Genomic DNA, 18,977 nt, shown 5'->3' with positions numbered 1-18,977 from the left:
CCCTCGGGTCGGATGAGGCCGGCCCGTCGCCGGCGTGGCGGAACCTCCCGCCGCGCCGGTGCCACCGCGCCTCAGTACCGGCAGTTGAAAGAATCGTGCCAGCCGCGCGGAGGGCTCCCGCCGGCTGGCCGACCCTATTTTTCCCTTTCCGCGACCCCTTCTCCGTCTCATTTTGAGAACGCGTCAAATTGAGACGGCGGCCGCCGGCGCGTCACCGGGGCGTTACCGGTACTCGCGGCGGTGCGCCTGGGAGGGGATGCCGAGGGCCGTGCGGTACTTGTTGACCGTCCGGCGCGACACGGCCATGCCCCGCCCCTCCAGCGCATCGGCCAGCTCGGCGTCGCTCAGGGGGCTGCGCGCGTCCTCGGCGGCGACGAGCTCGCGGATGGCCTGCTTGACGGCGAGCGAGGACGTCTCGCCCTCGGCGCCGCCCACGCCCGAGTGGAAGAAGTAGCGCATCTCCAGCACGCCGCGCGGCGTGTCGAGGAACGTGCCGTTCACCACGCGGCTCACCGTGGCCTCGCTCACGCCCACCTGGCGCGCGGCCTCCGCCATGGTGAGCGGGCGCATGGCGGCCAGCCCCTCGTCGAAGAAGGCGGCCTCCTCCTCGGCGATGAGCTGGGCCAGCGCCAGCACCGACGCCTTGCGCAGGTCGACCGCGCGCACGACGCCCTCGGCCTCGTGGAGCATGGCCTCGAGCAGGCGCAGGGTCTTCTTGTCAGCGCGCTGGCTGCGGGCGAGGTCGCGGTAGGTGCCGTCGACGACCACGCGCGGCAGCAGATCCTCGTCCATGCGCGCCTCGTAGCCGCCGCCGGGCACCGCCACGATGGCCGCCTCGGGGCGCACCGCCGGGGCCGCGCGCACGAAGCGGCTGCCGGGCCGCGGGTCGAGGCTGCCGATGACGTCGAGGGCGCGGCGCACGTCGGCGGGCGTCACGCCCACCGCGGCGGCCACCGCCGCCATGCGCCCGGCGGCCAGGTCGCCCAGGTGCTCCTCGACGATGAGCAGCACCGCCGGGTCGTCGGCGCCGCGCGCCTGGAGCTGGGCGACCAGACACTCCTGGAGGCTGCGCGCGCCGATGCCCGCCGGCTCGCAGCAGGTCTGCATGACGTGGAGCACGCGTTCCACCCGATTGGGGGTGACGCCCATCTGGTCGGCCACGATGTCGGTATCCATGCGCAGGTAGCCGCGCTCGTCCAGGCCCTCGAGCAGGCGCGCGGCGATGCGCAGGTCGCGCGGATCGCGCAGCTCCATGGCCATCTGGCGCTCGATCTGGTCTTCCAGGCACTCCTCATCGCGCGCGCAGCGGCCGAAGATGCCGTCGGGGTCGGCGTCGGCCGCGAACGACGAGGGCAGCCCGTAGCGGTCGGCCTCCCAGTCGGCCGCATCGGCGCCGCGCTCCCACACGGCCTCGCCGGCGACGTCGGCACGCGGGGCGCGCGCGGCGGAGCCGTCCCAGGCGCCGTCGCCCCGGGCGCGGCCGGCGCACGGGCTGTCACCGTAGCCGTCGGCCGGGTCGCCGCCGTAGCGCTCGGCGTTGCGCCGACGGCGCTCCGCGGCGCCCGCGCGCCCGCCCTCGCCCGGGACAGCGTCCGCCTCGTCCGCGCGCACGAGGAACGGGTTCTCCTCCATGCGGTTGCGCACGAACTCGCGCAGCTCCAGCGCCGACATCGCCATGACGGCGATGCCCTGCCGGACCTCGGTGGTGAGCTGTATCCGCTGGCTTTGCTCGACGATGAGCCCCTGGTGCATGCCTGTCCCCCCTGACACGCGCATTCCGACCCCGGCGCCCCGGCCTCGTCCGCCCGAGGGCCGCCGAGGGCAACAGGCCTATGGTATCAGGAACCCCCGCCCCACCCCCGTCTCAAATTGCGACACCCCACCCAACCCGCCGCCTCTTTCTCAAGAGCACAATCTGTAACAAATAATTACAGATTTCTCGAAAAACTGATACTATTTCTATCAGATCATGAAAGGATCCCACCATGACCGCCTCACGCGCCACCATCGCCATGCTCCTCGAGGACTTCCACCAGAGCATCCTCCCCTCCCTCGCCGACGAGGCCATCCGCCGCGACCTCTCCCTCGGCAAACCGCCGCGGCCCAAGGTCGGCAACACCGCCAAGGTGATCGTCGGCATGCGCCGCTCCGGAAAGACCTTTCGCCTGTACCAGGAGATCCTCGACCTGCGTGCCGACGGGGTAGATCCCGGCCGCATCTGCTACCTCAACTTCGACGACGACCGCCTGCGCCCCTACGACGAGAACCTCATCGACCAGGTGCTGGAGACTTTCTACGAGCTGCATCCCGAGGCGCGCAGCCAGGGCGCCTACCTCTTCTTCGACGAGATGCAGGACGTACCCGACTGGGGCGTCGCGATGCGTCGCATCCTCGACACCGAGAAGGTGACCCTCTTCCTCACGGGATCCTCCTCCCGCCTCCTCTCCGAGGACGTGGCCACCGAGTTCCGCGGCCGCTCCCTCTCCTACGAGCTGCTTCCCTACAGCTTCCGCGAGTTCCTGCGCGCCCGCGGCGAGGAGCCCCTCTCCCCCGCGGCGCTGCGCAGCAAGGAGCGCGCCTCCCGCCTGCGCGGGCTGCTGAGGCGCTACCTCGTCGAGGGTGGCTTCCCGGCGGCCCAGGACCTCGACGACCTGGAACGCGCCCAGCTCCTCCAGGGCTACAGCCAGCTCACCGTCGCCCGCGACGTGGTTGAGCGCTTCGGGTTCTCCCACGCCGCCTACGTGCGCGGCCTCGCCCGCGCGGCCATCACCTCGAGCGGGCGCGACGTGTCCATCAGCCGCCTCGACAGCAAAGGGCGCTCCCAGGGCTACACCCCCGGCCGCGCCAAGATCGCCGAGATCCTCGACGCCTTCGAGGACGCGCACCTGGCCTACCAAGCCTACGACTTCAGCTACTCGGCGCAGAAGATCCGCCTGGGCGGCCTCAAGCTCTACGCGGCCGACCCCGGCCTCTACTGGGCCAGCATCCCCGCGTCGGACGACGGTCTCGCCTTCGCGCTCGAGACGGCCGTCTACCTCGAGCTGCGCCGGCGCCGGCGAACCGGCCGCCTGGGGGACATCGCCATGCTCAAGCTGGCCTCAGGCAAGGAGGTCGACTTCATCGAGGGGGACGCCGCCCTCGACGACGCCACCGCGCTCATCCAGGTCTGCCTCGACCTGGGCCGCGAGTCGACCCGCAAGCGCGAGGTGAGCGCCCTCCAAGAGGCGATGGCCCGCTTCGGGAAGGCGGAGGCGGCCATCATCACCCTCGAGGAGGAGGGCGAGGTCCCCGTCCCCGAGGGCCTCATCCGCATAACCCCCGCCTGGAAGTGGCTCCTAGAGCCCTAACGACACGCCCCTGGGAAGGCAGGCGCGAAGGTGACAAAAGGGTTAGGCGGGCGCAAGGGTGGGGTAAGCGCGGGCCCGTAGGATGGGATCATCGAAGTTCCCGACCACGGAGGTTCCCCATGTGCAAGATCGTGAAAGTCCTGCTGCCCCTGGCCATCATCGGCGCTGTGGGGGCGGCCTTCGCCCTGCAGGTTCCCAAGGTGACGAAGGTGGACGAGCGATGAGCGCCCGCGCCGCCTGCGCCGGCCGCCCGGCGCATCCCGCCGAGCCGCGGCGACGCCCCGCCCCGCGGCTGGCGCGCCCCACGGCCGCGTCCGTCGCCGACAAGCTGGTGGGCATCGCCCTGGCCGGCGCTGTGCTGGCCCTCGGCCTGTTCATGTGCACGGTCGTGGCCTAGGGGCCACGCGCCGTCCCGCGGCGCGCTAGGACGAGGCGCCCGGGGCAGCCTTCGACGACGTGCCGGACGACGATCCCGATCCCGAGCCCGCGCCCGTCGCGCCCGACCCCGACCCCGAGCCCGTACCCGAGCCCGCGCCCGTCGACCCGCCGTCGCCCGAGCCCGCGGCGGCGTTGCCGCCTCCCGAGCCCGACCCCGGGCCCGAACCGGACGCGTCGCCCGACCCGCCCGAGCCCGATCCCGACGTCCCGTCGCCAGCCGAGCCGGCGTCCGACCCCGCCGTCGATCCCGCGTCCTTGCCTCCATCGCCGCTCGCGCCATCCGAGGAGGCTCCGCTGCCCGCAGGCCCCTGGGCGGCATCCGTCCCCGCAGGCGTCTCGCTCTGATCCGAGTCCTGGTTCGCCGCCTTATCGTCCGCCTTCGCGTCCGCGTCAGCCGGCTGCTCCTTGGCGGGCGCCGAGAAGTGGACGGGCGCGGGCTTCGCCCCGAGCCCCTGGCCCATGGTGAGGAACCACACGGCTCCGCCCGAGACGGCCACCGCCACCAGGGCGGACGCCACGGCCACGGCCACCACGCTGCGACGCGCCCGCGCCCGGCGGCGCTGCTCGTCGCGCAGGGCCTCCGCCACCCCGGGCGTCACGACGCCCGCGTCGCCCAGCCGCGGCGTGGCCGTCGGCCGCCCCGCGTCGGCAGCCGAGGCGCCCGAAGCGCCCCCGGCGGCGAGACCGCCCCACGGGGAGGCCACCCGGGTCGCCGGGCCGGCCGTCCGCGCGGCGCCGGGCAGGTCGAGGGGCGCGGTCTCGCCGGGCGCGCCGCCGCGCGGGTTGGCGATACCCGCGGCCGCTCCGCCCCACGCCGCGGTCGCCGCGGTCGCACGGCCGCTCACCGCGGCCCCGATCCCCGCCGCGCCCCCGTCGAGCGCGCCATCCGCATCCGCATCCCCGTCGGCCGGGGCACCGCCCGCTCCCGACGCCCCGTGCACCGCCTGGGGAATCTCGCGGATGCGCTCGGCCGAGGCGGCCAGGAAGTTCTTGTAGAGCGACGCGCACACCGTGGACACCACCGACGCCAGCGCCACGCCGATAATCGAGCCGGCGATGCCGATGTAGGACGCCAGCAGCATGGAGGTGACGGCGGCGAGCGCCGTGCCCGCCACCTGGGGCAGCGACAGGTCGCTCAGTACCCCGCGCAGCACGCTGGGGCGCGTGTTCGCGGCGTCACGGCTCCCGGCCACGGCGCACCTCCCTTCTGCCCCGCTGGGGCCTCGTCGAATCGCGCGCCGGCAGGCGGCGCGCTCGCGTCTTTCCGTCCATTGTGCGCGGCGCCGCGACCCCGCGCCCGCCGCCGCGCCGAAGGTCGCCGAACCGTCACGCGACCGCCGCCTCCCCTCCACGTGGCGCGTCGTTCGCGGCGTGCCACGCGCTCCTGCTCCGCACGCCGCGCGTCACGCGTCACCCCACGCGCTCCGCCCCGCGCGTCGCGTCCCGCCACGCCTCGCGCTCTCTTTCGCGCCGGCATCCTTCTCGTTACGGATGACGCGGCCGCCGGCCGGCCCCGAGCGGGCCGTTGCTAGCATGGGGACACCCGAGCGGGCTGTCCCCGCCCTCCCCCATCGCTAAGGACGCGTCATGGACTTGCACGAGATATACCTGGCCGGCGGCTGCTTCTGGGGCACCGAGGCCTACCTGCGAAGGCTCCCCGGCGTCATCGAGACCGAGGTCGGCTACGCCAACGGCGCGACGCCCCATCCCACCTACGAGCAGGTGTGCTCCGGCGCCACCGGCCACGCGGAATGCGTGCGGGTCACCTTCAACGCCGAGGTCATCTCGCTGCCCCTGCTGCTGCAGGCGTTCTTCCGCACCATCGACCCCACCTCGCTCAACCGCCAGGGGAACGACTGCGGCGAGCAGTACCGCACCGGCATCTACTGGACCGACCCCTTCGACGGGCCCGCCGTGGCCAACGCCCTCTACGACCTGGGCCGCAGCTGCCCCAAGCCCGTGGTGGTGGAGGCCGAGCCCCTGCGCGGGTTCTGGCCAGCCGAGCGCTACCACCAGGACTACCTGGATCGCAACCCCGGCGGCTACTGCCATGTGAGCCTGGCCGACGCCGACGCCTTCGTCGCCGAGCACGAGGCGCAGTTCGGCGCGAGTCGGCGCCGCCGCCGTCCCCGCGGGGGCGCCCCGCGCACGACGGCCGACGCGGCGCCCGCCGCACCCGACGCCCCGCGCACGCCGCGCGATCCGGGCGCACCGCACGCACCGCGCGACCCGCGTGACCCGAGCGCGTCCGCCTCGCCTACACCCGCCGCGCCCGACGCCCCAGGCGACCCGAACGCCCCCGCCTACCCCTTCCCCACTCCCGTCTCCCTCATCCCCGACTCCCTCGCTCCCGACTCCGCCGCCGCCAGCCTCGACGCCGCCATCGCCGCCCACGGCTACGCCAAGCCGGGGCGCGTGCAGCTGCGCGGCATGCTCACGCCGCTCGAATACGCCATCACCCAGGACCGCGCCACCGAGCAGCCCTTCTCGCACCCGCTCGACGAGGTGTTCGAGCCGGGCATCTACGTGGACGTCGTCACCGGCGAGCCGCTGTTTTCGTCGGCCGACAAGTTCGACGCCGGCTGCGGATGGCCCTCGTTCAGCCGCCCCATCGCGCCGTCGGTCGTCACCGAGCACGACGACGCGTCGCAGTCGTGGATGCCCCGCACCGAGGTGCGCAGCCGCATCGGCCAGAGCCACCTCGGCCACGTCTTCGAGGACGGCCCGATCGAGGCCGGCGGCCTGCGCTACTGCATCAACGGCGCGGCCCTGCGCTTCATCCCCTACGACGAGATGGACGCCGCCGGCTACGGCTACCTCAAGCCCGCCGTCCGCCCCGCGAATGACAGGCACCGCCCTGCGACGCCCCTGGCAAGCTAGCGCCCCGCTCTCCACCCTCCGTCCGCCCCGCGAAACCCCGGGCGAGCTAGCTCCGCCTCGCGTCGCGCAGGCTCGCCTCCCCGGTTCGGCCTGCGCATTCTGGCCGGCGCCTGCAAATTGCGACGGTTTTGCACCCGACGAATCGCCGCATTTCAAGCGCACGGCGCACCCAGTTTGACGCGACCTGGGGTTTTGCGGAGGGCAGGCGCACCACGAAGGCGGAGGGGCGCCTTGGGCAGTGCAAAACCGTCGCAATTTGCAGAAAGCCTCGGCTTTTCGAGGGTTACCCCCCCCCGCATGCTCTGCGGCACCCCTGGCGAGCCAGCGCCCCCCACGCATGCCCTGCGGCACCCCTGGCGAGCCAGCGCGCCGCCCACCCGCGCATGCCCCGCCACGCACCCCGCGGCCTCACGGCCCCGCCACGCGACCCCGCCGCACCCCGCGACCCACGCGCCGCCCGCACGGCCCCACCACTCACCGTGGCCCGCGCCCGCGCCTAACGCCCGGGCTCCCCCCGCTTCACGGGCGGGCAACGCCGCCGCGCCGGGGCCAACCCTGACCGGCGCGCGCATCATACTGGAGGGCAGCACCCGGCCCGAGAGGAGCGCGCCGCGCAGCCCATGAAGCTCAGGGAGAACATAGCCGTCATCTGGCAGGTCTTCGCGCGCGACGCGAAGCGCATCCTGCGCAGCCCCGTGGCGCTCATCGTCATCCTGGGCGTGTGCGTCATGCCTTCGCTCTACGCCTGGTACTGCGTGGCCGCCAACTGGGACCCCTACCAGAACACCGCGTCCATCAAGGTGGCCGTCGCCAACCTCGACGAGGGCGCCGACAGCGCCGTGGCGGGCCACCTGGAGGTGGGCGACCAGGTGGTGGCCAAGCTGCACGACAACCACCAGCTCGGCTGGCAGTTCACCGACGAGACCCAGGCCAAACGAGGCGTGGAATCCGGCGAGTACTACGCCGCCATCATCATCCCGCCCCAGTTCAGCGCTGACTTCACCAGCGTCTTCGACGGCGACTTCACCCGGCCCACCATCGACTACTACGTCAACGAGAAGCTCTCGGCGGTAGCCCCCAAGGTCACCGACTCGGGCGCCACCGCCATCGAGGAGGAGATCAACCGCACCTTCGTCACCACGGTCAGCGAGACGGTGGTGGAGATGGCGCAGAAGACGGGCACGGCCGTGGAGGAGCGCGCCGACGAGGCCTCCGGGCAGCTCGCCGACGACCTGGGGCGCGTGCGGAAGGCCCTCGACGACACGCAGGAGACGCTCGACGGCGTCGGCCCCACCGTGGCGTCGTCGCGCGAGGCCGTGGCCGGCGCCCGCGACACCCTCGGCACGCTGGAGGGCGAGCTGCCCCGGCTCTCCGACGACCTGGCGTCCGCCCAGGCCCAGCTCGACGCGCTGCGGACGAGCGCCCAGTCCTACGGCACCGAGCTCGCCTCCGGCATGGCCGCGGGCGCCGTGGCCCTGGGCAAGGCGGCCATCGCCGCCGACGGCGCCATCGGCCAGGCCACCGCCGAGCTCGCCGAGGCCCGAGGCCTGGTGGACACGGCGCTCTCGTCCGCCCGCCAGCTCATCGCCGACAACGACGCCCTCATCGCCCAGCTCGAGCCCGAGGCCGCCGCCTACCCCGCCATCGCCCAGGCCCTCGCCCGGGCCCGGGACGAGGGCGCGCGCCTCCAGCAGACCGTCACCAGCCTGGAAGAGCAGGCCCAGGCCCTCGGCGCCGCCGCCGACCAGGCCGCCCGAGCCGCCGACGCCGCCGACGCGGCGGTGCAGGAGGCCGCCGGCACCCTCGAGGACACCTCCCGCTCGCTCACCGACTCGGTGCTGCCCGACGTGAGCCGCAGCCTGGACGCGCTGTCCCAGGCCCTCGGCACCCTGCGCGGCGTCGTGGCGGCCGTCGAGCCCGAGATAGCCCAGGCCCGCGCCGCGCTCGAAGCCCTCGACGAGGCCCTCGGCCAGGCCGACGGCGCCGCCCAGGCCGCCGGCGACTCCCTCGCCTCCGTCCAGTCCCAGCTCGACGGCGTCCTTACTGACCTGGACGCCCTGCACGGCTCGCTCTCCGTCGACGAGCTGGCCGACTTCCTCGGCCTGGACGCCCAGGACGTGGGCGACTTCATGGCCGCGCCCGTGTCCCTCAAGACCGTCGACGTGTACCCCGTGCGCAACTACGGGTCGGGCGTGACCCCCTTCTACACCAACCTGGCGCTATGGGTGGCCGGGTTCATCCTCATGGCCATCGTCCGCATCCGCGTCGACCCGGAGGGCCTGCCGCCCCTCACCATCACCCAGGCCTACCTGGGGCGCTGGCTGTTGTTCATGGCGCTCGGGCTGATCCAGGGCCTCATCGCCACCATCGGCGACCTCCTGCTGGGCATCCAGTGCGACAACCCGGCCCTGTTCGTGCTGGCCGGCGTCGTCACCGTGCTGGTGGACGTGAACATCATGTTCGCTCTGGCCTACACCCTCAAGCACATCGGGAAGGCCATCGCCGTCATCCTGCTCATCGTGCAGATACCCGGGTCGTCGGGGATGTTCCCCGTCGAGATGATGCCGCCGTTCTTCCGGGCGCTCAACCCGCTTCTGCCCTTCACCTACTCCATCGACGCCATGCGCGAGGCCATCGGCGGCCTCTACGGCCTGGACTACTGGGCTGACCTGGGCGCGCTTCTGCTGTTCGTGCCGCTGGCGCTGTTCACCGGGCTGGTGCTCGGGCGCTACGCCTTCAACCTGAACCTGCTGTTCGACGAGAAGCTCGGCCAGACCGGCCTGCTCGACAGCGAGGAGGTGGCCGGCGGCCCGCGCCGCGAGCGCTTCCGCCTGCGCACCGTGCTGCGCGCGCTCGTCCAGGACGACGCCTACCGCGCGGCCCTCAGCCGCCGCATCGACCGGTTCCGCCGCAGCTACCCGCGGCTCATCCGCGTGGGGTGGGTGCTCCTCATCGCGCAGCCGCTGGCCACCTTCGCCGTCATGGTGCTGCTGCGGGCCGACATCGACGTGAAGCTCATCCTGATGGCGGCCATGGTGGTCGGCATCATCGCCGTGGACGGCTACCTCATCGTGGTGGAGTACGTGAACGCACGCCTCGACTCGCGCCTGCGCCTGGCCAGCCTCGACCGCGACGACCTGCTGCGCGCCACCAAGGAGGACATGGAATCCGGCGGGGGCGCCGTGCCGGCCATCCCCGCGCCGGCGCCCGCGGCGGGCGCCTCGGCCCCGGCGGGCACCCAGCCCGCCGCCCCCGACGACGGGGAGGTGCGCCCATGAAGAACATCGCACGCCTCTTCCTGCTGGATATGCGGCACCTCGCCGACAACGTCATCGCCGCCATCGTGGTGGTGGGGCTCGTCATCGTGCCGCCGCTCTACGCGTGGTTCACCACGGCCGGCTTCTGGGATCCCTACGACCGCACCGACCAGATAAAGGTGGCCGTCGCCAACGACGACAAGGGCTACCAGAGCGACCTCATCCCCGTCAAGGTGAACGCCGGCGAGTCGGTGACCGCGGCCCTGCGCGCCAACGACCAGTTCGACTGGACCTTCGTCACCGAGGACGAGGCCGTCGAGGGGGTCAAGGCGGGCCGCTACTACGCCGCCATCGTCATCCCCGCGTCGTTCAGCCGCGACCTCATGACCGTCTTCACCGACCACGTCGAGCACGCCGACATCGTCTACTACGTCAACCAGAAGGAGAACGCCATCGCGCCGCGCGTCACCGGCGCCGGGGCCAGCACGCTGGAGCAGGAGATCGATGAGACGTTCTCCAAGACCGTCGGCGACGTGGCCCTGGGCACCACCTCTAACCTCCTCGGCTTCGTCAACGGCGACGGCATCGCCTCCTACGGCGCCGCGGTGGACGAGCGCCTGGCCCAGGCCGTCGCCGAGCTGAGCGGCGCGGCGTCCCAGGCCCGGGCGTTCGGCGGCCTGGTGGGATCCACCGCCACGCTGGCCCGCGCGTCGGCCGACATCCTGGGCGGCACCGAGGACGCCGCGTCGGCCGCGGCCCCGCTGCTCGGCGAGGCGCGCGAGGGCATCGACGCCGCCTCGGACGCCCTGGACGGCGCCGCGTCGACGGCCGATGAGGCCTTCGCCCAGGCCGAGGCCTCCTTCGACAAGGTGTCGGCCGCCGTGAACGAGGCCCTCGACGCGCTGGAGAAGACGCCCGCCGCGGCCCAGGGCGTCCTCGCCGCGGCCTCCGGTGACGTGCAGGGCGTCATCGACGCCTACCGGGCCCTGCGCGAGTCAGTCGCCCAGGCCGACCCGTCAAGCCCGCTGCTCCCCCGCATCGACCAGGCCATCCTAGGGCTCGCCAACCTCCAGGGCAGCATCGACGACGCCTCCGAGGCCCTCGGCCAGGGCGCGGCGCGAGCCGAGGAGGCGCGCGCCGCCGTCACCGCCCGCATCGACGAGGCGCGCGCCGCCATCCAGGGCCTGCGCTCCTCCTACGACGCGAAGCTGCGCGACGAGGCCGCCCAGCTGGGCGCCACCCTCGCCCAGGTGCGCGACGCCTCCGAGAAGCTGGCGAGCCAGGTGGACGCCACCGCCAAGGGCCTGGCCGGCGCGTCGTCGTCGCTCGGCGACGACCTCGACGGCGTGCGCGCCTCCCTCGACGACACCGCCGGCGTGCTCGAGGGCGCGGCCGACGACCTGTCCGCCGCCCGCACGGCGCTGGCCGGCGCGCTGGCCTCGGGCGACCTGGACAAGGTGCGCGCCATCATCGGGTCCGACCCCGCGCGCATCGCCCAGTTCCTGTCGGCCCCCACCCAGCTCGACCGCCACGCCGTGTGGCCCATGGCGAACAACGGCAGCGCCATGTCGCCGTTCTACACGTCGCTGTCGCTGTGGATCGGCGCCATCTTCATGGTGGCCCTCATGCAGGTGAACGTGGGGCCGCGCCGCCGCGCCCAGCTGGACGACCCCACCCCCGGCCAGCTCTACCTGGGGCGCTACGGCGTCTTCCTGGTGCTGGGCCTGGCCCAGGCCACCATCGTGGCCACGGGCAACGTCTTCTTCCTGGGCGTCCAGTGCGAGCACGTGCTGCTGTACTACGTGGCCGCCTGGGCCGCCGCGCTCGTGTTCACCAACCTGGTGTACACCCTCACCGTGTCGTTCGGCAACATCGGCAAGGCCTGCGCCATCATCCTGCTGGTGCTCCAGCTGGCCGGGTCGGGCGGCATCTTCCCCGTGCAGATGTCCGCCGAGTTCTTCCAGGCCGTCTACCCGTGGCTGCCCTTCACCCATTCCATGGAGGCGCTGCAGGGCGCCATGGCCGGCATCTACGGCGACCAGTACTGGGTGAGCATCGGGCTGCTGCTGGCGCTGCTCATCCCCTCGCTGCTGCTGGGCCTGGTGCTGCGCCGTCCCGTCATCCGCCTGAACGACTACGTTCTGCGCAAGCTCGCCGAGACGAAGGTGGTGTAGCGCGCAGCGCCCCCGACGCGCCCCGCGCCCCGCGCGCCGCCCCGCGCTTTCGCGCCTCTCCCCCCCTCGCGCGCCCCTGGCGTGCGCGGCGCGCCGGGGGCGCGCGAATCTTCCCCGATTCACCGCTTTTAGGTGGACTTTGCAAGTCAACGTCATTAAACTGTAACCTAAAAGGTCAGGGGGAACGATCCCCCGGGGGGATGGCCCCAAGCTCTACCGCTCTTCAAGCTCTATCGCAAGACCGCGCAATCACCGCATCGCACACGCGCCGCACCACGCACGCAAGACAACGCACAAGACTGACATCCGCCGGTGCGCGCCAGCGCATCCTGAAGGGTCGTATCATGGAGCAGCTGCTGGAGTTCTGCCATAGGGTCTTCGATCGAAGCCCCGTCGCGTTCGCCGTGGCCCGCGTCTACCTCGACGAGGAGGGCACGGGGGCGGCTGACATCGGCTACGTCTACCTCAACGCCGCCATGGCCGACCTCACCAGCCAGCGCCCCGACGACCTGACCGGCCAGACCATCTACGGCCTGTGGCCCGACGGCGACCGCACCTGGCTGCCGCGCTTCTACCGCACCGCCTACGAGGGCCAGCCCCTCGAGTTCGACGCCGTGTCCGACATCCTCGAGGAATTCCAGCACATCGTCGTCTTCCCCATCGAGGAGGGCCTCTGCGGCTTCGTCGTGGAAAACGTGTCCGACTGGATGGAGCCGGTGCGGTCCTCGTTGGAAAACGCCGAGGCCGGCCTGTTCTTCTACGACATGGACTCCCGCGCCGTGCAGCTGACGCCCGCCACCTGCGAGCGCTACGGGCTGCGGCGCACCTATGCCAGCGTCGTGTCGTTCTGCGAGGAGAACTTCGGCCCCGCGTGCGGCGACGACGTGCGCCGCCAGATGATCGACTTCCGCAACAACGGGGGCAGCCTGTTCTACGAGGGCGAGCTGGCCGACGGCCGCTGGCTGCGCATCAGCGTGGCCCACGCGGGCCATTCCAGCATGTTCGCCTTCGGCTTCGTCGAGGACATCACGCACCACAAGATGCTCGAGGCCGCCAATGAGCGGCGCCTCACGATCATCGACTCGCTCAGCCGCGAGAACTACGCCCTGTACCTGGCCAACCTCGAGCGCGACACCATGGAGCCCTACCGCATCCGCGAGTCGGCGCCCGACACGGCCCGCTACATGCTGGCCGACGCGCGCAGCTACCAGCAGGGCTTCACGCGCTACATCGACACCTACGTCCACCCCGCCGACCGCGACCAGGTGCGCGCGACGCTGCTCATGCCCAACGTCCGCCAGCTGCTCGACGCGCTCGACGGCGAGGCGTCGGTCACCTATCGCCGCATCCTCGCCGACGACACCGAGTACATGCAGATGCGCGTCCTGGCCCTGTCGAGCCGCAACGACGAGGTGGTCATCGCCGCGCGCGACGTGAGCGCCGAATCCCGCGAGCAGATGCGCCAGAAGGCGCTGCTCCAGGACGCGCTCGCACTGGCCCAGCACGCCAGCAGCGCCAAGAGCACCTTCCTGGCCAACATGAGCCACGACATCCGCACGCCCATGAACGCCATCACCGGCTTCGCCAACATCGCCCTGGGGCACCTGGACGATCCGGCTCGCGTGAAGGACTGCCTCGAGAAGATCCACGGCGCCAGCAACCACCTGCTGAGCCTCATCAACGACATCCTGGACATGAGCCGCATCGAGAGCGGGAAGGTGGCCATCGCCGAGGAGCCGATCAGCCTGGCCGCGCTGGCCGACGAGCTGCGCGACCTGTTCGACTCGCAGGCGCACGAGCGCGACATCGACCTGACCATCGACTTCTCCGCCATCGCCGACGCCGACGTCTACGGCGACGCCCTGCGCCTCAGCCAGATACTCGTGAACATCATCGGCAACGCCCTCAAGTTCACCGACCCGGGCGGCACCGTCCTCGTGCGCGGCCGCCAGCGTCGCGGCGCGCCCACCGGCTACGGCTCCTACGAGCTGTCCGTCAAGGACACCGGCCGCGGCATGGGCGCCGACTTCATCGGCCGCGTCTTCGAGCCCTTCGAGCGCGAGACGGTGGCCGGCGCGGCGAAGGTGGAGGGAACGGGCCTGGGCATGCCCATCACCAAGAACCTCGTGGACATGATGGGCGGCTCCATCGCCGTCGAGAGCGAGCCGGGCGTCGGATCGGAGTTCGTCGTGACCCTCGAGCTGCGCCTGCAGGAGGGCGGCGGCGCGGCTGGGGCGCCGCGCGAGGCGGGCGCGACGGCGGGCGACGGCGCGCCGCGGCGCGACCCGGGCCGGTTCCGCGGCAAGCGCGTGCTGGTGGCCGACGATGACGACCTGTCCCGCGAGATCCTCCAGGAGATCCTGCGCGAGCAGGGCTTCTTCGTGGACGCCGCCGAGGACGGCGCGGCCGCGCTCGCCCAGGTGGCGGCGTCCGAGCCGTTCGCCTACCACGCGCTGCTCATGGACATGCACATGCCCGGCCTGGACGGAGCCGCCGCCACGCGCGCCATCCGCGCGCTCGACCGCGACGACGTGGCCGTCATGCCCATCATCGCGGTGACGGCCGACGCCTTCGAGGAAGACCGCCGCGCCGCCATGGAGGCCGGCATGACCGTCCACGTCTCCAAGCCCATCGACCTCCCCCGCCTCCTCGCCCTCCTCGACGACCTGCTGTAGGGAACGCCCCGATGGAGCCCGGGGGCGCCGGTTGCAGGGCGGAGGGAGCACCCCCGCAGCAAGGGGCCTTGTGGTATCCCACCACAAGGCCCCGCAGCGAGGAGGCGACCGTAGCCCTGCAACCGGCGCCCCCGGGCGGACGGGTCGCGCCGCCGCCCGCGCACGATGAGATCGCCCACCGCGCGCCCTCCCCCGCCCTCCCCTTCTCTCCCCTCGCCCCTCTTCCCCTCCCCTTGTTTTATCATGTACCCCAGGTAAAACGAACGGAAGGCAGGTTCCATGGTTTCACGGGTGTACGTTGAGAAGAGGCCCGGCTTCGACGTCGAGGCGCGCCAGCTGGCCGACGAGCTGCGCGGCATTCTGGGCATCGAGCGACTGGAGGGGTTGCGCCTGGTCAACCGCTATGACGTGGAGGGCATCGGCCGCGACCTGTTCGAGGCGTGCGTGCCCACGGTGTTCAGCGAGCCGCAGTCCGACACGGCCGCCTTCGACCTGCCCGCGGCCGACGGCGCCGCGGTGTTCGCCGTCGAGTTCCTGCCGGGCCAGTTCGACCAGCGCGCCGACTCGGCCAGCGAGTGCATCCAGCTCATCAGCCAGGGCGAGCGGCCGACGGTGCGCTCGGCCAAGGTGTATATGCTCGAGGGCCCCCTCACCGACGACGACGTGGCCGCCGTCAAGCGCTACGTCATCAACCCGGTGGAGGCGCGCGAGGCGTCGCTCGAGCCCGTCGACACGCTGGCCGTCGACTACCCGCAGCCCGACCCGGTCGAGGTCATCGACGGCTTCCGCGACCTGAGCCGCGACGAGCTGGCCTCCTTCATCGCCGAGCGCGGCCTGGCCATGGACCTGGCCGACATCGCCTTCTGCCAGGAGTACTTCGCCGACGAGCAGCGCGACCCCACCATCACCGAGATCCGCATGATCGACACCTACTGGTCCGACCACTGCCGCCACACCACCTTCGGCACCGAGCTCACCAACGTGACCATCGCCGACGACGCCGTGCGCGCCGCCTTCGAGCGCTACCTCGAGCTGCGCCACGAGCTGGGCCGCGACGCCAAGCCGGTGTGCCTCATGGACATGGGCACCATCGGCGCGCGCTGGCTGAAGGCGCGCGGCATCATGACCGGCCTGGACGAGTCCGAGGAGATCAACGCCTGCACCGTCAAGGTAAAGGTGGACGTGGACGGCGAGGAGCAGGACTGGCTGTACCTGTTCAAGAACGAGACCCACAACCACCCCACCGAGATCGAGCCCTTCGGCGGCGCGGCCACCTGCGTGGGCGGCGCCATCCGCGACCCCCTCTCCGGCCGCAGCTACGTCTACCAGGCCATGCGCCTCACCGGCGCGGCCGACCCCCTGGCGCCCGTGTCCGAGACGCTGCCCGGCAAGCTGCCCCAGCGCAAGCTCGTGACCACCGCGGCGGCGGGCTACTCGTCCTACGGCAACCAGATCGGCCTGGCGACCGGCCAGGTCAACGAGCTGTACCACCCCGGCTACGCGGCCAAGCGCATGGAGGTCGGCGCCGTGGTGGGCGCCACCCCGGCCGACCACGTGCGCCGCGAGACGCCCGCCCCGGGCGACGTGGTGGTGCTGCTAGGCGGCCGCACCGGCCGCGACGGCATCGGCGGCGCGACGGGGTCGTCCAAGTCGCACACGCTCGAGTCGATGGAGACGTGCGGCGCCGAGGTGCAGAAGGGCAACGCGCCGGTCGAGCGCAAGATCCAGCGCCTCTTCCGCCGCGGCGACGCCTGCCGCATGATCAAGCGCTGCAACGACTTCGGCGCCGGCGGCGTGTCGGTGGCCGTGGGCGAGCTGGCCGACGGCCTGCTCATCAACCTGGACGCCGTGCCCAAGAAGTACGAGGGGCTCGACGGCACCGAGCTCGCCATCGCCGAGAGTCAGGAGCGCATGGCCGTGGCCCTGGCGCCCGAGGACGTGGACGCCTTCATCGCACTGGCTCACGAGGAGAACCTGGAGGCCACGCCCATCGCCGTGGTCACCGAGGAGCCGCGCGTGCGTATGGACTGGAACGGCGACCGCATCGTGGACGTGAGCCGCGCCTTCCTGGCGTCGAACGGCGCGCCCAAGGCCCAGGACGTGGCCGTGGCCGCGGGCGGCGCGTGGGAGGCGCCGGCGGCCTGGGGCCGCGCCGGCGACGCGCTGGCCGACCGCCTGGCCGCCGTGCTGACCGACCTCAATGTGGCGTCGAACAAGGGCCTGGCCGAGCGCTTCGACTCCACCATCGGCGCGGCCACGGTGCTCATGCCCTTCGGCGGCGCGCGCCAGCTGACGCCGGCCATGGCCATGGTCGCCAAGATGCCCGTCGACGGCGAGACTACCACGTGCTCGGGCCTGGCCTGGGGCTTCAACCCCTACCTGAGCAGCGCCAACCAGTACGAGGGCGCCTACCTGGCCGTGGTCGAGTCCATCGCCAAGCTGGTGGCCGCGGGGTTCCGCCGCGAGGACGCCTACCTCACCTTCCAGGAGTACTTCGAGAAGCTGCGCGACGAGCCCGCGCGCTGGGGTAAGCCCGTGGCGTCGGTGCTCGGCGCGCTGATGGCCCAGATCGACCTGGGCGTGGGCGCCATCGGCGGCAAGGACTCGATGTCCGGCTCGTTCGAGACGCTCGACGTGCCGCCGACGCTCGTGTCCTTTGCCACCGCCGTCGGGCCCGTGTCGCGCGTGACCTCGCCCGAGTTCAAGGGCGCCGGCCACCGCGTGCTGTGCCTGGCGCCGGCGCCGGCCGCCGACGACCCGTCCGGCCTGCGGCCCGACGCCGCGTCGCTGCGCGCGGTGCTCGACGCCGTGGAGGCGCTGGTGGGCGCCGGCGACGCGCTGGCCGTGTCCACCCCGGGCTACGGCGCCGGCGCGGAGGCCCTGTTCAAGATGTGCGTCGGCAACGGCCTGGGCGTGGAGCTCGCGGCCCCGTTCATCGCCGACGCGCTGTTCACGCCGGCCTACGGCAGCTTCTTCGTGGAGCTGGCCGACGGCGCCGCGGTGCCCGAGGTGGGCGCCGATGCGGCAGTGGACGTCATCGGCCGGACGACGGCTGACTACATGCTGCGCGCGAACGGCGAGGAGGTGCCGCTCGCGCCTCTGCAGGAGGCCTGGGAGGCGCGCATGGAGCCCGTCTTCCCCTACCGCACGCCGGCCGCCGAGCGCGCCGCCGCGCCGGAGGTTCCGCAGGTCAGCTACACGGCCGGCGGGGGCGCGACCTACCACGGCCCCGCGCTCCTGGGCACCGACGCGGGCAAGCCCCACGTCGTCATCCCCGTGTTCCCCGGCAACAACTGCGAGTTCGACTCGGCCCGCGCCTTCGAGCGCGCCGGCGCCCGCGCCACCACGCTGGTGGTCAACAACCTGACGCCGGCCGCCGTCGCCGAGAGCACCGAGGCCCTGGTGCGCGCCATCGGGGAGTCGCAGATCGTCATGATCCCCGGCGGCTTCTCCGGCGGCGACGAGCCCGACGGCTCGGCCAAGTTCATCACGGCGTTCTTCCGCGCGCCCGCCGTCACCGAGGCCGTGCGCGACCTGCTCCAGCGCCGCGACGGCCTGATGCTGGGCATCTGCAACGGCTTCCAGGCGCTGGTGAAGCTGGGCCTCGTGCCCTTCGGCGACATCCGCCCGATGGACGCCGACTGCCCCACGCTCACGTTCAACGCCATCGGCCGGCACCAGAGCCGCCTGGTGAACACGCGCGTGGCGTCCAACCTGTCGCCGTGGTTCAGCGCCTGCGAGGTGGGCGACATCCACACGGTGGCCATCAGCCACGGCGAGGGCCGCTTCGTGGCGCCGCCGGCCGTGCTGGACGCCCTGGTCGCCGGCGGCCAGGTGGCCACGCAGTACGTGGACGCCGTGGGCACGCCGTCGATGGACCTGGCCGTCAACCCCAACGGCTCGATGCTGGCCATCGAGGGCATCACCAGCCCCGACGGCCGCGTGCTCGGCAAGATGGGCCACACCGAGCGCATCGGCGACGCCGTCTACAAGAACGTTCCCGGCAACCTGTGGCAGCCCCTCTTCGAGGGCGGCGTGGCCTACTTCAAGGCCTAGGCGCCCGCACGCGGCACGCAGCAAGCGGGGCCCGCCATCCGGCGGGCCCCGCTTGCTTTCCGGGCGCCATCCCAGCAAGCATGCCGCCCCAGCCGGCGTGCCCCTCCGGACACTTTCGGCCATCTCGTTGGCAATCTATCGAGGTTTGGC

The 18,977-nt window shown here is 72.4% G+C and carries 9 protein-coding genes; 7 read left to right on the top strand and 2 right to left on the bottom strand.

The window, feature by feature from the left end:
• Positions 1 to 222 precede the first annotated feature (222 nt).
• Complete coding sequence (gene rpoN / locus LPT13_RS01995) at positions 223 to 1,752, bottom strand: RNA polymerase factor sigma-54 (protein ID WP_242162961.1); 1,530 nt, start codon at positions 1,750 to 1,752, stop codon at positions 223 to 225.
• Between the two features lie 233 nt (positions 1,753 to 1,985).
• On the opposite strand from rpoN, the gene LPT13_RS01990 reads away from it, so the two are divergent.
• Positions 1,986 to 3,347 (top strand): ATP-binding protein, encoded by a 1,362-nt coding sequence (locus LPT13_RS01990; RefSeq protein ID WP_242162959.1) that lies wholly within the window; start codon positions 1,986 to 1,988, stop codon positions 3,345 to 3,347.
• Positions 3,348 to 3,567: 220 nt separating this feature from the next.
• Entirely contained in the window at positions 3,568 to 3,744 is a 177-nt protein-coding gene (locus LPT13_RS01985) for a hypothetical protein (RefSeq protein ID WP_242162957.1), read from the top strand.
• A gap of 25 nt (positions 3,745 to 3,769) precedes the next feature.
• Here the strand turns inward: LPT13_RS01985 and LPT13_RS01980 are convergent, their stop codons facing one another.
• Complete coding sequence (locus tag LPT13_RS01980; protein ID WP_242162955.1) at positions 3,770 to 4,978, bottom strand: hypothetical protein; 1,209 nt, start codon at positions 4,976 to 4,978, stop codon at positions 3,770 to 3,772.
• Positions 4,979 to 5,372: 394 nt separating this feature from the next.
• On the opposite strand from LPT13_RS01980, the gene msrA reads away from it, so the two are divergent.
• From msrA to LPT13_RS01950, 5 genes are all read left to right on the top strand, one after another.
• Positions 5,373 to 6,665, top strand: coding sequence for a peptide-methionine (S)-S-oxide reductase MsrA (gene msrA, locus LPT13_RS01975; protein ID WP_242162953.1), 1,293 nt, complete (start codon positions 5,373 to 5,375; stop codon positions 6,663 to 6,665).
• Between the two features lie 620 nt (positions 6,666 to 7,285).
• The gene (locus LPT13_RS11650) at positions 7,286 to 9,943 is read left to right on the top strand and encodes a YhgE/Pip domain-containing protein (protein ID WP_277926797.1); all 2,658 of its coding nucleotides are present in this window, start codon (positions 7,286 to 7,288) and stop codon (positions 9,941 to 9,943) included.
• Positions 9,940 to 12,096, top strand: a complete 2,157-nt coding sequence (locus LPT13_RS01960; RefSeq protein WP_242162951.1) for a YhgE/Pip domain-containing protein — start codon at positions 9,940 to 9,942, stop codon at positions 12,094 to 12,096. The genes LPT13_RS11650 and LPT13_RS01960 overlap by 4 nt, the downstream gene beginning before the upstream one ends.
• Positions 12,097 to 12,440: 344 nt before the next feature.
• Positions 12,441 to 14,771: a PAS domain-containing hybrid sensor histidine kinase/response regulator gene (locus LPT13_RS01955; protein ID WP_242162950.1), complete on the top strand. Its 2,331-nt coding sequence runs from the start codon at positions 12,441 to 12,443 to the stop codon at positions 14,769 to 14,771.
• 279 nt (positions 14,772 to 15,050) lie between these two features.
• The gene (locus LPT13_RS01950; RefSeq protein ID WP_242162948.1) at positions 15,051 to 18,827 is read left to right on the top strand and encodes a phosphoribosylformylglycinamidine synthase; all 3,777 of its coding nucleotides are present in this window, start codon (positions 15,051 to 15,053) and stop codon (positions 18,825 to 18,827) included.
• The last annotated feature ends 150 nt before the right edge of the window (positions 18,828 to 18,977 follow it).

Origin of the sequence: Adlercreutzia faecimuris (assembly GCF_022669055.1) — a bacterium.
Lineage (GTDB): Bacteria > Actinomycetota > Coriobacteriia > Coriobacteriales > Eggerthellaceae > Enterorhabdus > Enterorhabdus faecimuris.
This window is presented reverse-complemented; position numbering and strand designations above follow the sequence as displayed.